The 13,080-nt window shown below is 51.6% G+C and carries 10 protein-coding genes and 2 tRNA genes; 7 read left to right on the top strand and 5 right to left on the bottom strand.

The window, feature by feature from the left end; genetic code table 11:
• The first annotated feature begins 41 nt into the window (after nt 1–41).
• The gene (locus H583_RS35190; protein ID WP_028559971.1) at nt 42–2,456 is read left to right on the top strand and encodes a septation ring formation regulator EzrA; all 2,415 of its coding nucleotides are present in this window, start codon (nt 42–44) and stop codon (nt 2,454–2,456) included.
• A gap of 155 nt (nt 2,457–2,611) precedes the next feature.
• On the opposite strand, the gene H583_RS0107760 is transcribed toward H583_RS35190, so the two are convergent.
• Together H583_RS0107760 and H583_RS0107755 are read right to left on the bottom strand one after the other, a co-directional pair.
• Entirely contained in the window at nt 2,612–3,628 is a 1,017-nt protein-coding gene (locus H583_RS0107760; RefSeq protein ID WP_028559970.1) for a Gfo/Idh/MocA family protein, read from the bottom strand.
• Between the two features lie 13 nt (nt 3,629–3,641).
• Entirely contained in the window at nt 3,642–4,412 is a 771-nt protein-coding gene (locus H583_RS0107755) for a sugar phosphate isomerase/epimerase family protein (protein ID WP_028559969.1), read from the bottom strand.
• A gap of 209 nt (nt 4,413–4,621) precedes the next feature.
• Between H583_RS0107755 and H583_RS32235 the strand changes: the two genes are divergently transcribed.
• Complete coding sequence (locus H583_RS32235; RefSeq protein ID WP_081667047.1) at nt 4,622–5,491, top strand: helix-turn-helix domain-containing protein; 870 nt, start codon at nt 4,622–4,624, stop codon at nt 5,489–5,491.
• Nucleotides 5,492–5,537: 46 nt separating this feature from the next.
• On the opposite strand, the gene H583_RS0107745 is transcribed toward H583_RS32235, so the two are convergent.
• The 3 genes from H583_RS0107745 to helD all read right to left on the bottom strand — a co-directional run bounded on the left by H583_RS0107745 (nt 5,538) and on the right by helD (nt 8,852).
• A complete protein-coding gene (locus H583_RS0107745; protein ID WP_028559968.1) occupies nt 5,538–5,816 on the bottom strand; it encodes a DUF1294 domain-containing protein in 279 nt (92 codons plus the stop codon).
• Nucleotides 5,813–6,430 (bottom strand): DUF4309 domain-containing protein, encoded by a 618-nt coding sequence (locus tag H583_RS0107740; RefSeq protein WP_028559967.1) that lies wholly within the window; start codon nt 6,428–6,430, stop codon nt 5,813–5,815. The genes H583_RS0107745 and H583_RS0107740 overlap by 4 nt, the downstream gene beginning before the upstream one ends.
• 73 nt (nt 6,431–6,503) lie before the next feature.
• Entirely contained in the window at nt 6,504–8,852 is a 2,349-nt protein-coding gene (helD, locus tag H583_RS0107735) for an RNA polymerase recycling motor HelD (protein WP_028559966.1), read from the bottom strand.
• Nucleotides 8,853–9,095: 243 nt separating this feature from the next.
• On the opposite strand from helD, the gene H583_RS0107730 reads away from it, so the two are divergent.
• From H583_RS0107730 to H583_RS0107710, 5 genes are all read left to right on the top strand, one after another.
• Nucleotides 9,096–9,572, top strand: coding sequence for a glutathione peroxidase (locus tag H583_RS0107730; protein ID WP_028559965.1), 477 nt, complete (start codon nt 9,096–9,098; stop codon nt 9,570–9,572).
• Nucleotides 9,573–9,738: 166 nt separating this feature from the next.
• Nucleotides 9,739–9,814: transfer RNA gene (locus H583_RS0107725), tRNA-Thr, on the top strand.
• Between the two features lie 4 nt (nt 9,815–9,818).
• Nucleotides 9,819–9,895: transfer RNA gene (locus H583_RS0107720), tRNA-Pro, on the top strand.
• A 328-nt stretch (nt 9,896–10,223) separates the two neighbouring features.
• On the top strand, nt 10,224–12,068 hold the full coding sequence (locus tag H583_RS32230) for a DEAD/DEAH box helicase (RefSeq protein ID WP_081667046.1): 1,845 nt from the start codon (nt 10,224–10,226) through the stop codon (nt 12,066–12,068).
• Complete coding sequence (locus H583_RS0107710; RefSeq protein WP_028559964.1) at nt 12,065–13,045, top strand: YqhG family protein; 981 nt, start codon at nt 12,065–12,067, stop codon at nt 13,043–13,045. The genes H583_RS32230 and H583_RS0107710 overlap by 4 nt, the downstream gene beginning before the upstream one ends.
• Nucleotides 13,046–13,080: the final 35 nt, after the last annotated feature.

The following is a 13,080-nucleotide window of genomic DNA, read 5'->3' as shown; positions in this document are numbered from 1 at the left end:
GCAATATTCATTATGCAACTTTGCCGGAGGAGGCTTCACCATTGAAAAAAATCGTTATCCTGCTAATGCTGCTTGTCCTCGCGCTGCCTCAACTTACCGCAGCAGCAATCCCCGGGAAGTCCGGGCATGTTGTAGACCAGGCAGCACTGTTTCCGGCAAATGAGATTCAAAAGCTCAGCCAACAGGCCGAAAAGGGTCCGTATGCCTTTTATATTCTCACCGTTGACAGCCTGGAAGGAGCATTGCCGGAGGATTACGCTTCACAGGTCTACAAGGACTGGCGGCTCACCGGGAACGATGTGCTGCTGCTCATTGCCAAAGAAGAGCGTGCGGTTGAAATAAATTACAGGAATAAAGCTCTTGATGCAGCATTTGCTGCCCTGCCCGCAGACTATGACCGCAACGGGAATCAGGAACCGCCGATTACGGAGTTTATTAACCGTCATTTTATTCCTGCTGCACAGGAAGGCGATTTTGCCCGGGGCGCTCTCGCCACAATTGAGGCCGCGGACAAGCTGAAATCCCCGGGCGCTAAGGGCGGCACTGCTTCCGGCGGGCCTTCTGCAACAACCATTGCCATTGCAGGAGCAGCCTGCACGGCATTCATCGCACTCATAATAGGCATCCAGGCCATCGCACGTGGAAGGAAGGCTAAGAACAACCTTGAAGCCCAGGTACAACGGGTCGGGGAACTGATGGCACGTATCCCCCGCGAGACTGACGAGCTTAAGCCGTTCACCGGTTTTTTACAAGGAGAAAGCGAGAAGCTTGCTGCTGCTGCAGAACGGATTCTGGCCGAGCAATTGGTGCTTCTGGACCAGTTAAACAAAGACACAGCCGGCAGGGAGATTGCCGCTCATAAAGTAAGGGCGTTACGTGCAGCCGAGCAGCAGCTCAAGCAGGGGCTGGATGAAATTGAAGCCCGAATCAATCATTGCCAACAGGAAATCGGGCGGCTGAAAGAAGCGGACAGCACAATTAAACAGCGGATAGGCAGGCTGACCGAGCTGCTGCAACAATGCCGTACCGATTTGAGCCAGGCGGTATCAGGTACAGGTTACCCCCTTTCAGCACTGCACAAGACGCTCCATGAACTGGAGGAAGAGCGGGATGCACTGGATAAGCTGAGAGTATTCGATCCAATCGCCGCCTGCGAAGAAGTGACGGATTCCAAGAATGACTCCGGCAGACTGCTGGAGGATGTCGGGAGCATCCGCTCCTATGAGGAAGGGTACCGGAAACTTCCTTCCGACGCAGCAGCCTTAAGACAGCGGCTGGATGCATTAACGCATGAACATGGAATTCAGCTTGCCATGTCCCGGCTTCGTCCGGACAAGCTGATCGACCAGGCCCAGGAGTTTAACGAACAACTGATTATCCAACTTAAAGACGGTGAGATGCGCCAGACCGGCCAGCTGGCAGACAAGTGCCGCACGTTACTGGAGGAAGCGCTGGCTATAACAGTGAGGCAAGGCGAGCTAAAACGTCTGACTAGAGAACAGATCGGATATATCGCGTCCAAACAGCTGTCCTATGAGCAGGAAATCAGCAAGATTCTTGAGCTGTTCAGCGCCGCCAAGCTTAAATATACGGATAATCATTGGCGGGAGCTCGAAGAGCAGTTCCAGCGCATGATTTTATTTGTGAAAGAAGTTCCTCAGCGGGTTTCCATGGCAGCACGTCTATGCGAGGATACGGAACAGCAATTCGATGCCGCCCACGAGAGATTAGAGCAGCTCTTGTCAGAAGTCCGTGACGCTGATGAACTGACGGTCCAATGCCGCTCCGGATTGTCCTCACTGGATATGAGAGCAGATACTGCCAAAAAACAGGCAGCTTCCTGGCGGGAACAATTCCAGCAAAGTGAAGTACTAATCCGCAAGGAAAATATCCCCTATCGTCCTGCCTGGACGGAACTCAGCGGACATATCCATTCCCTGCACGAGCAGATCCTTCGCCTGACTGCATCCGGCAAGGTGAATCTTGAAGAGGTGGAGCAGGCTGTTCAGCAGTTGAATCAACAGACATCAACCTTTGTTGAAGAGGTGAACCAGGCTGTTCATTGGAAGGCACAGGCGGCTAACGGCTTGGCCGATGCCCATGCCAAATATGAGTCGGTCAAGCGGCGCGGAAGCAACCGGATCAATCTGTCACTCTATAACAAGAGATATCTGGAACTTCGCAATTCAAGCGAGCAGTTATTCAACGAGGGGAATTATAAGGAAGCCATGGAGCGGATCGCAGCTGTCACAGCGATTATTCAAAGCATGGAAAGCGACTACCAGGCCGCACTCGCAATGGAGCGGATGGCAGCCGAACAGAGAAGAAACCGCTCAGGCAATGGGGGCAATTCTTCCGGGGGCAGCTCATGGGGCGGCGGCAACAACAAAAATTCCTCAGGTGGAAGTTCTTGGGGCGACAATGGCAAAAACTCCTCCGGGGGTTCAAAATGGTAGTACATGCAATCTGAAATGATATACGCCCGGCATTCTGGGGAATTTCCTGTAGCCCCAGGGCTGAGCTACAAAAAAATGCAGCAAAAAGCCTGCACCGCGATTCCTATTCAGGGAATACGCCGGTGCAGGCTTACGGTAGTTATCAGAATCCCGGTTTACAGAGAGATCATTTTCCCTGTAGCTTTGGATTCAAAAGCAGCCAGAATGACTTCCAGAGAGCGGCGGCCTTCCTCACCGGAAATAGCCGGCGGAGTTTTCGTCACGATGCTGTTCACGAAAGCATCGATCACACCACTGGTTGTCTGTCTTTCATTAGTAGCAATTGCCCCTACCTGATGACGCTCAACCGAGCCGTTGCGCAGTTCCAGAACGACTTGGTCTACAGGGTCCGTCCCAATTTTCAGCACCCCGTTCTCGCACCACAACACAGTGCTGTTGTCCTCGCCTTTGTAATATGTCCAGCTTGCAACGAGTGACCCAATTGCTCCGCTCTTCATTTGCAAAATGCAGACTGCATTGTCGTCAACATCCGTCTTCTTGTCGATCGTCGAGATCAACCCGCCGACAACAGCAACCTCATCATCCAGCAACCAGCGGATCAGATCAGCCTTATGGACACCCAGATCACCCATTGCTCCCATGATCGCTTCTTCCTTGCGGAAGAACCAGCTCGATTGTCCGTCTACGCTCCAGCCCTCTGGCCCCGGATGGCCAAAAGAAGTGCGGAAGGACAGCACGCGTCCAAGCTTGCCCGATTGCAGCAGTTCTTTGGCCTTGACATGTGGAGGCATCAGACGCTGGTTATGCCCAACCATCAGGTAGACGCCGTTCTCCTCTGCCGCTTTAATCATTTGCGCCGCTTCCTCGTCAGTGGATGCCATCGGCTTCTCTACAAGCACATGAGCGCCAGCCTTGGCTGCGTCGATGGAGATTTGGGCATGGGTTGCGTTTGGTGTGCAAACACTAACCGCATCCGGCTTTACTTCTTCAAGCATAACCTTGTAATCCGCATAGGCTTTGGCGCCAAACGGCTCTGCACACTGCTCGGCACGAGCCAGGTTCGGATCACAGAAAGCAACGAGTTCAACATGTTCATTGCCTTTGTACTCCGGGATGTGGCGTCTTTGCGAGATCGCTCCGCATCCGATTACTGCGACTCTAATTTTGCTCATATATAACTCCCCTTTAGCCCTTATAATTTTCGTTCAGCCATTGCTTGCTCGTCTTGACAGCTTCCAGTGAAGGATTGGCGCAGCGGTCCTGCTCGACAATGATCCATTCCACATCCGCCTTCTCGGCAGATGCGATAATGCTCGGCAGGTCAAGGTCGCCCTGTCCCAATTCAACGGTGTCGATCTGCTCGCCCGGCTCGCCTTTGCGGTAATCCTTAAGATGCAGAAGCGGCAGTCTGCCCTTGTACTTGGCGATATAAGCCAGCGGATCAAGTCCGGAGTATTGTACCCAGCCGATGTCCATTTCAACTTGCAGGCGCTCAGGCGCAACCTTCTCATAGATCGCGTCGAATACATAACCGCCATCCAGTTTGTCAGTAAATTCGAACTCATGATTGTGATAACCGAAGATCAGGCCATTCTGGCGGAACGCTTCGCCGAACCGGTCCAGCTTCTCAATCAGCGCAAGCCACTTCTCATCGCTTCCGCGGTCTTTTTCCTGCAAATAAGGCAGCACGCCATAGCGGGCGCCGATTGTTTTCAAATATTCAATCTCGCCCTCCAAATTATTCTCAAGCTGCTCCAGGCTGATATGGCTCCCGATTGCAGTCAGATTGAGCTCCGTTAGCAGCGCTTTCATTTCTTCTGCGCTAATTCCGCCGTACCCGGCGAACTCTACACCTTCGTAGCCCATGGCAGCTACTGCTCTTAATGTTCCTTCAAAATCTTTCTCTGTGTTATCGCGAACGGTATAAAGCTGTAAGCCAATTTTTAAAGCTCCCATAGCATATAGCCTCCCAAGGTTTGTAGTAAGTTATCTGATGTGTGCATGCTGCGGAATAATTCCCGGCTGCGGCGAATCCGCCCGGGGAATCTTCATTTCTATTTCATTATAAAAAAACTTGCGTCCATACCGCAATGCAGTATATCGTTATTACATGAACAATTCTGCTGTCAAAATGGTAACCTTACAGAAAGGAGCGGGTGACAAGCATGGAAGCCGGATTGCTGATGTGCGGTTTTTCACATCATACACAACCCTTCTCCAACATCTATGAGTCAAACCGGCCGGGCTACCTGTTCCGGCTGCAAACCGAGGGACGCGCTACCGCGCTTGTCAATGGGGAAATGCGCGAGATTACCGGGGGCGACCTGCTGCTGTACGCCCCGGAAGACCCGTATCAATTATCGATCCTGCCCTTCGATCATCCCCAGCGGGGACGCATCATATCCAGCAGCGATTATTATCTGGCCTGCCACGGCAGCTGGATTGACGACTGGTGGCGGAGGCGCAAGCGCCCCCAGCTTATTCGGATCGATCCCGAGGACAGGCTCTTGTCGCTATGGCGGAACCTCATTTTGGAGAGACGGGGAGTTGGCGGAGAACGTCCGGAGCTGACCGATTACATGCTGCGCAGCCTATGCCTGAGCATCGACCGGAAGATTGATGAACAATCCTCGCAGCAGGGTCGTCCTTTCATCGCTTCACGTATGAAGGCCTATATTGAGGAACACGCCACCTCCTCCATGCGCATCGAAGATCTGGCGGAGCATGTCCAGCTCAGTGTATCGCGAGCCTCCCACCTGTTCAAGGAGCATGTGGGCAAGACAATTATCGAATACGCGCTGGAGATAAGGCTGTCCGTGGCAGAAGAGCGGATGAAATACAGCTCCATGACGCTGGAGCAAATCGCCGAGACCTGCGGCTTCGGCAGCTACTCCTACTTTTTCCGTATTTTCCGCAGGAAGCACGGCATATCGCCGGCCGAGTTCAGGCGCAGCTACACATCCGGCGCATCCCAGTCCAAACCGGAAATTCAGGCGGGTATTGCAGACACTCCAGGCCGGACAGAACGCGAGTGAAGCTGATCGATTGGACCAGGACGGAACCCAAAGTGAGAAACAACATTCACCATCCGTCATTCAAAAGCCGTACAACTGCCCATACAGCGGCGGCATTCACAATTAGAAGCAGCGGAATGCCAATGACAAAGGAAGAATGCTTGGTCTTATGCCTCCACAACTGCATACCCAGCCAGATTCCTGCAGCACCTCCAAGAGCGGCTGTACCAAACAGCCGTCTTTCCGGTATGCGTCTTGCGCGGCGCCGGGCGAGCTGTTTATCTGTGTGCATCAGCAGCAGTGCCGTGATGTTCAGCACCAGCAAATACGCAATGAGAATGATCATTTGCGCATATAGTAGGCCGCATCTGTGGCCCCCTTCTCCTCTTCCCCGCTAAACACCAGCAAGTAGCTGCCGATTTCATACTCTATCGACCACGTATCTGCATAGAACTCATTGTGGCTGTTATCCTCTGGAGAATGGATGGTATAGCCGTCCCCGAGCACTGCTGCAATTTCCTCGAAGGTCTGCCCTACCTTGGCTCCGAACAGCTCCGTCCCTTCCCGGAAGCCCATCTGTTGAATCGTCCCGTCAATAAGCTGGTCGCTGCTGTCCTTGCGCGCATCTGTGAACAGTACAATATGGGGATAAGAGAAATACAGCCCGCCTTCCCAGTAGTCCATGTTCTCGGGCTCTCCCCAATCCCGGATGACATCTCCGGTCAAATCGCCAATGCTGAAGTCAATGCCATCGATTGTTCCCTCCGAAGCGGAAGGCGGGAACTTTCCTCCAGTGCCGCCAGACTCAGGCGGTTGTTGACTGGAGTTCCCCCCCTGTCCGTCTGTCTGCTGGTCATGATTGGTATTCTTTATATTGTTGTTTGCCGGTGCACCTGCGGTACATCCGGACAAAAGCACAGCCGAGATCATAAGACCGGCCGTGAAATGCTTCCAATTCATCCGTTACCCTCTCCTTTGCTCTATCTGTCTATTTTAAACCATGGAGAAGGACAAGCTCAACCGGACTCGCGAATCAACTCTCAATCATATAGCGCTCTGCAGGCTGGGAGGTAATAAACGGACTTGGCACCCCTGTCGTGAAAATCCGCAGCGCATGCATCGCCCGGGTACAGGCCGTATAAAACAGCTTCCGTTCGCTCTCCCTGGCGTAGCTGCCCTCCGAACCGTCATACAAAATAACGGCGTCAAACTCAACCCCCTTGGCCAGATAAGCAGGAATTACCTGGGCGCCTTTGGCAAATGAAGCCGTACCTTTTTTAATTAATTGCAGTGACAGCCGTTCCTTGAGATCCTCGTAAGCCACAAGACTTTCCGCAGCGGTCTTGCAGATCAGACCGATCGATTCATAGCCCTCGCTCTGAAGCTGCCGGATTTCCTGATACAGTCTGTCATGCAATTCTTTTTTATTCACAACCGCAACACGCGGCAGTTCTCCGCTTCTGTCGAAAGCAACGATCTCCTTGCCGTCCACCATGCCTTTTGTAAATTCAACAATCTCCTTCGTTGAACGGTAGCTGCGGGCCAGACGAACCACCTCGGTCTGTTCCTCCCCAAACAAGTCGGCCGCCGGCTGCAAATTGCCGAGAACAGAGGTATGGGCATAAATGGACTGGTTGAAATCGCCAAGCGCCGTCATTCTGCTCCGCGGGAACAGATGCTTCATAAATTCAAGCTGGAATGCCGAGTAATCCTGGGCTTCATCAATTACGACGTGACGCACATGCGTGTTCATGCGGAACCCGTTGAGCAGCTCGGTTAAGTACAAGAACGGCGTGGCATCCTCATAGGACAGGCTGCCCTCCTTCAGCATTTCCGCTGTTTGTGCCGAGATTTCACCCCAAGCCTCTGGAAGCTCTTCTCCGGACAACATTAACGAGGCGGCCAATCCATTCTGAAGGAACAACTGGCTGTACATCGCCTTCACATCAACAAACCTCAGCGATTTAATCCACTTGCGGGCTGAAGCCAGCCGCTGCTGCACAATGCTGCGGGCCAAAATCATTTTCTCCTGATCCAGATCATTGAAGGTTTCATCGGTATTGCGGTTTGTTTTTCGCAGACGCTGATAGGCACGCTGATAGTCCTCTTCGGTCAACAGCTCCATCTCTTCCTCTACCCATTGCTCCTTAAGCTGCAGCTTCTCAAATGAGCGGACTTCCTGCAGCATCCATTCCTTCAGCAGTTCAATCCGGTTTGGCAAACGGATGCCGCGGTCCAGAGCATAAAATTGCTCTGTCAGCCGCTCCGCAGAAATCACGATGGATTCTCTAAACCGGATCGGCTTGAACCTCATGCCTTCTGAGCCAAGCTGCCCGGCATAACGCTGAAGCAGATGAAGAAAAGCTGCGGAGGATTTATAGCGAATGCCCTGCAACCGGACTTCATATCCCGGAGCCCGCTCCTGCGTCAGCACATATTCGATCTGGTCAAACGGGTCCTCCACCGAAAACTGGCTGCCAAGCCGGCTCTCCAGATATTCCTGGAATGTCGTCTGCACCATGTTCTCCTCACCGAGCTCAGGAAGGACGGTGGAAACATAGCTGTTAAACAGCGGATTTGGCGAAAACAGCACCATTTGGTCAGCCTTAAGCGTATCCCGGTGCTTGTAGAGCAAATAAGCGACACGCTGCAATGCAGCCGATGTTTTGCCGCTGCCGGCAGCCCCCTGGACAACCAGCATTCTTGCCTTCTCATTGCGAATTACCTGGTTCTGTTCCCGCTGTATGGTGGCGACAATGCTCCGCATCTGGGCATCTGCCGTCCGGCTCAGCGCCTGCTGCAGCAGCTCGTCACCGATTGTGATTCCGGTATCAAACAGGAAGCGAATCTCGCCGTCCCTTATGACAAATTGCCGCTTGAGCTCCATCTCTCCGCTAATCTGGCCGGAGGGCGTCTCATATTGCGCAGCGCCAGGACCGAAATCGTAATAAAGACTGGAAATTGGAGCCCGCCAGTCGTATATCAGAAAATCCTCCCCGTCTTCTTCAATGAAAGAAGCAATGCCAAGATAGATACATTCGGCCTTTTGCTCCCCCTCCTCGCGAAAATCAATTCGTCCAAAGTAAGGGGTCTGGATAAGCCGCTTATACTTGTTCAGCGTTGCATTGGCATGACGGTGACTGCGCTCCCTCTCATTCATGATATCTGCCTGCTGCTTCATGCTGAAGTAGGTTTCAATCAGATCCTCTGAATTGCTTAAGTTAATTGTGACCTCATCCCAAAAGCGCTTACGGATATCCACAACATCTGAACGCACCCCGCTTGTTCGTTCTTCCAGCATCGCCGTTTCCTTGCGGATTTTCTCAATAACAGAGCTGACCCGTTCCTGTTCCTGCTGCCATTTTTCTTCAGAAATACTCATCGGTGATCGCTCTCCTTTTTTTTATCCTTATAATAAAAACCATCTCAGAAACATGCTGCACGTATTGACAGGAGATGAAATAGCACTTATAATAAAAAGTAAGAAATGATAATTGTGTCACTATTTTCTATTTTAGCGACCTTTTCTATTGTAGCAGCAGTCTGTCATGAAATCAATACACCTCCAGCTTTATTTAGGCTGGAGGTTTTTAGCTTAAATTCATGATACTGGAGGAAAAAGACGATGTCTATTTACAACATTCATGTACGCACAATTGATGGCACCGAGACGAACCTGGAGGCTTACGAAGGAAAAGTTCTGCTCATCGTTAACACGGCAAGCGCCTGCGGCTTGACCCCACACTACGCCGGTCTTCAACAGTTGTATGAAGCCTATGGCGATCAGGGACTTGTTGTCCTGGGTTTTCCTTGCAACCAGTTTGCCGGGCAAGAGCCTGGTACCGAGGAAGAAATCAAGCAATTCTGCGAGCTGAATTACAAGGTTACGTTCCCGTTGTTTGCAAAAGTTGATGTGAAGGGCGAAAATATTCATCCGTTATATGCATATCTGCTGGAGCATACGCCTGCCCCTTATCAGGATGGGGATATTGAATGGAACTTTGCCAAATTCCTTGTGGACCGTGAAGGACATGTGGCCAAACGATTTGGAGCAAGAACAGAGCCAGCCTCTCTGGAGAGTGACATCAAGCAACTTCTCTAATTTCCTCTTTTCATGCATGGCCGGATGTCTGTTTTTGCCTTATGGCGGACAGCAATCCGGCCATAAAAATTTTTTTTCAAAAAACTATTGCGCAAGTATAATTTTTATGGCATAATTCTTTTTGTGCCCGGGAGAAACAATTTCCTCTGAAGCACAATCATGGTACGCCGTTGTAGCTCAACTGGTAGAGCAACTGACTTGTAATCAGTAGGTTGGGGGTTCAAGTCCTCTCGACGGCACCATTTTCGGGACGTAGCTCAGCTTGGTAGAGCACCTGGTTTGGGACCAGGGGGTCGCATGTTCAAATCGTGTCGTCCCGACCATTATATCGCAATTATTGAACAATGAACCTGATCAGGCAGGTTTTTTTATTTGCCTTTTTTCTATTACCCATATTTAAATGATTGTCACAACGCGCGCCCCTGAGGCGCGCTTTTTTTTATTTCCTTCATTATTGCCCCTCCCCTTCTTCCCGGCGCGCGGTGCCGGTCACACGTCGGCTGTCCAACCTCGTGCGCCACTAAACGTTTTTCTGGTGTTCTGTTTCCGGCGTTTGATTATTTGATCCTATTTTTTCACTCCCCTTATGATTACAGCCCTTTAAGGCCATACTAAGTCTATCTGATTCCTTGTACTGGAAAGGAGCCATGTATGGCTGACAATATGAACAGTACCCCAAACCCGGCAACAGGCACAGCTTCCGGGTCATCATCTTCAGCTTCATCCGGAACAAAACTTCATCCGCTTGTAGAGTTCCAATTTGACCGCTCATGGCAGGATGAGCTGCAGGCCCGCTTGTCCAAAAACGGCCCGTGGGATGACTGGACACTGTATAAGCTCGCTGTGGAGGCTCAAGAGGCCGAGGCAATCGGCAGTTTTGATGAAATGCAATGCCTGCGTACGCTTCCTGAATTGGAGCCTATGCCCCATCAATTGTCTACAGCGGGCAAGGTCGTTCATGAAATGGGCGGACGCGCCATTCTCGCAGATGAGGTAGGGCTCGGGAAAACAATTGAGGCGGGCCTTGTGTTGAAAGAATATATGGTGCGCGGGCTTGTGCGCAAAGCTCTGATTCTTGTACCGGCCTCTCTCGTGCTGCAGTGGGTTCGTGAACTGAATCAAAAGTTTGGCATTGCTGCCGTAGCGCAAAAAAAAGCGCATATGTGGCATTATGATGTGGTTGTGGCTTCCATTGATACCGCCAAACGCGATCCCCACCGCGATCTGCTGCTCAACAGCGATTTCGATTTGCTGATTATTGATGAAGCACATAAGCTCAAAAATAAAAAAACGACCAACTATCAGTTTGTAACGCAGCTGCGAAAAAAATATTGTCTGCTGCTTACGGCGACTCCGGTCCAGAACAATCTGGACGAACTGTACAATCTCATAAATCTGCTTAAACCAGGACAGCTTGGCGGTCAAAGCGAGTTTGCGGCCAATTTTGTCGTCGACAAACGGATGCCTAAAAACGAGGAGCAGCTTCATGAGGCGCTCTCTACTGTCATGATCCGCAACCGCCGTGGCGATGGCGGAATCCATTTCACAAAGCGGATTGTCAAAAATATCCCGATCGCGCTGTCCCCCGAGGAAATGGCTCTCTATAACGGTGTAACCGGCTTCGTAAAGGAGCAGTATGACCGCAGTGGCGGAGACTTGACCAGCATGCTGTCGCTGGTGACGCTTCAGCGCGAGGTATGCAGCAGCCGGGATGCAGTATTTCTGACACTGGTCAACCTGTTCAAAAAAACTGCTGAGGACTCCCCTCTGCGGCCGAAAATATGGGAGCTTGTCGATACGATTAAGCAGATTACATCAAATACCAAGGCAGAAAAGGCACTGGAACTGATCCGGCAGATGAATGAGAAAGTCATCCTGTTCACCGAATACCGGGCAACCCAGGAATATTTGCTGCAATTTTTCCGCAGCCATGATCTGGTTGCCGTTCCTTACCGGGGCGGAATGAACCGCGGCAAAAAGGATTGGATGATGGATCTTTTCCGCGGGCGCGCACAGGTTCTAATTGCCACAGAAGCAGGCGGTGAAGGAATTAACCTGCAGTTTTGCCACCATATGATCAACTTTGACCTGCCATGGAACCCGATGCGGGTTGAGCAGCGGATCGGACGTGTACATCGGCTTGGACAAACTGAGGATGTCAAAATCTATAATCTGTGCACAATGGGCACAATCGAGGAATATATCGTCAATCTGCTGCACGAGAAAATTAATTTGTTCGAGCTCGTAATCGGCGAGCTGGATCATATTCTGGAGCGCTTTGAGGAGAAAGAGGCGCCTCTGGAGAAGCAGATTGCCAAAATGATGCTGGAAGCCTCAGGGGATTCAGAGCTGAAAAACCGCATCGACGAGCTTGGCAATACAATCGGACAGCTGCGCAATCCCAAGGCAAAATCGCCTTCATCCAAACAAAAATCCCAGGCGGAGATCGGCGCCTTCCTTAACCGCGTCAGCCATGAAGTGGAGGTAAGGCCATGAACCAAAAGCAGGTACATCGTTATCTTCAGCAGTATTTGGAGGCGACAAACTGCCATGTGATTGAGAAATCCCCTGCCCACTTTACTGTCAAGCTGTCTCCCGAAGCGGACCGCATTTTGACAAACCGGCCGTATTATTGGAGCTTTGTCGACCGGACAGGCGCAGAGCCGGAGACGATGTCTTTTTTATTCGTCACGGATAAAGAAAAATATGACGCACAGGCAAATCAGGACCCGGGCAGCGAACCATCCCAAACGACAACAACAGCACCTGCTGCAACTGCCCAAACTGCTGGCCAGATGAACAATCAGGTGAACCAGGCGCTCGCCCGCTCGTATGGCATTGTGCCTACACAGGTGCTGGCCATGAACCGGATTCCCCGTGACGATGTCCACTTCGGCTCCAAACGTCTCAAGCAGTTGTTCGCAGCCGCTCAAGACCAGGGCAGCTATGTGTACTTATTCCAGGAGCCGGATTCCCGCTCGCGCAATCCGTTCGACTCAACGCCTTATACGCCCTGGCTGGGCATCAATGTCAAGGTGGAGTTTCAATGTGACAGAAAGCGTGAGGAGCTATACTCCTTCGGCGTGTCCATGGCTACCGGCAACTGTGTAGAACAGTTCCATCAACAGCTGAATTCACTAAAAATGACCCCCCGTCTTCCGGCGAATGTACATATCGCACCTGCGGGAATTAGTTTGAAAAAGGCGGTTCAGACAGTAGAGGCTGCACTTGAACGCAAGCTGAAGGCACAGAGCTACGAGTGGGCTGAGGAAGCCCAAAAGCGGCTTGAGGAAGAACAGGGAATTGTGCGTCACTATTACGACAAGCTGCTGTCTTCTGCAGCAGAGGAGCAGAAGGAAGCGATTCAATCCCAATATGACAGCCGCAAGGGAGAAATTGACTGGCAGTTCCGGCCCCGCGTGACGGCATCCGCCATAAACTGCGGAATCTTCCATCTGGCCGGTATCGGCTAGCCGCAATAAGACGGAGTTCGCATCCTGACGCCAAA

Origin of the sequence: Paenibacillus pinihumi DSM 23905 = JCM 16419 (assembly GCF_000422505.1) — a bacterium.
GTDB lineage: Bacteria > Bacillota > Bacilli > Paenibacillales > Paenibacillaceae > Paenibacillus_D > Paenibacillus_D pinihumi.
This window is presented reverse-complemented; position numbering and strand designations above follow the sequence as displayed.

Bases quoted from the DNA above. Each gene is read 5' to 3' on its own strand.
- H583_RS0107760 (WP_028559970.1), bottom strand. From the start codon at position 3,628: ATGAGCAAAATTAGAGTCGCAGTAATCGGATGCGGAGCGATCTCGCAA.
- H583_RS0107755 (WP_028559969.1), bottom strand. From the start codon at position 4,412: ATGGGAGCTTTAAAAATTGGCTTACAGCTTTATACCGTTCGCGATAAC.
- H583_RS32235 (WP_081667047.1), top strand. From the start codon at position 4,622: ATGGAAGCCGGATTGCTGATGTGCGGTTTTTCACATCATACACAACCC.
- H583_RS0107745 (WP_028559968.1), bottom strand. From the start codon at position 5,816: ATGATCATTCTCATTGCGTATTTGCTGGTGCTGAACATCACGGCACTG.
- H583_RS0107740 (WP_028559967.1), bottom strand. From the start codon at position 6,430: ATGAATTGGAAGCATTTCACGGCCGGTCTTATGATCTCGGCTGTGCTT.
- helD (WP_028559966.1), bottom strand. From the start codon at position 8,852: ATGAGTATTTCTGAAGAAAAATGGCAGCAGGAACAGGAACGGGTCAGC.
- H583_RS0107730 (WP_028559965.1), top strand. From the start codon at position 9,096: ATGTCTATTTACAACATTCATGTACGCACAATTGATGGCACCGAGACG.
- H583_RS32230 (WP_081667046.1), top strand. From the start codon at position 10,224: ATGGCTGACAATATGAACAGTACCCCAAACCCGGCAACAGGCACAGCT.
- H583_RS0107710 (WP_028559964.1), top strand. From the start codon at position 12,065: ATGAACCAAAAGCAGGTACATCGTTATCTTCAGCAGTATTTGGAGGCG.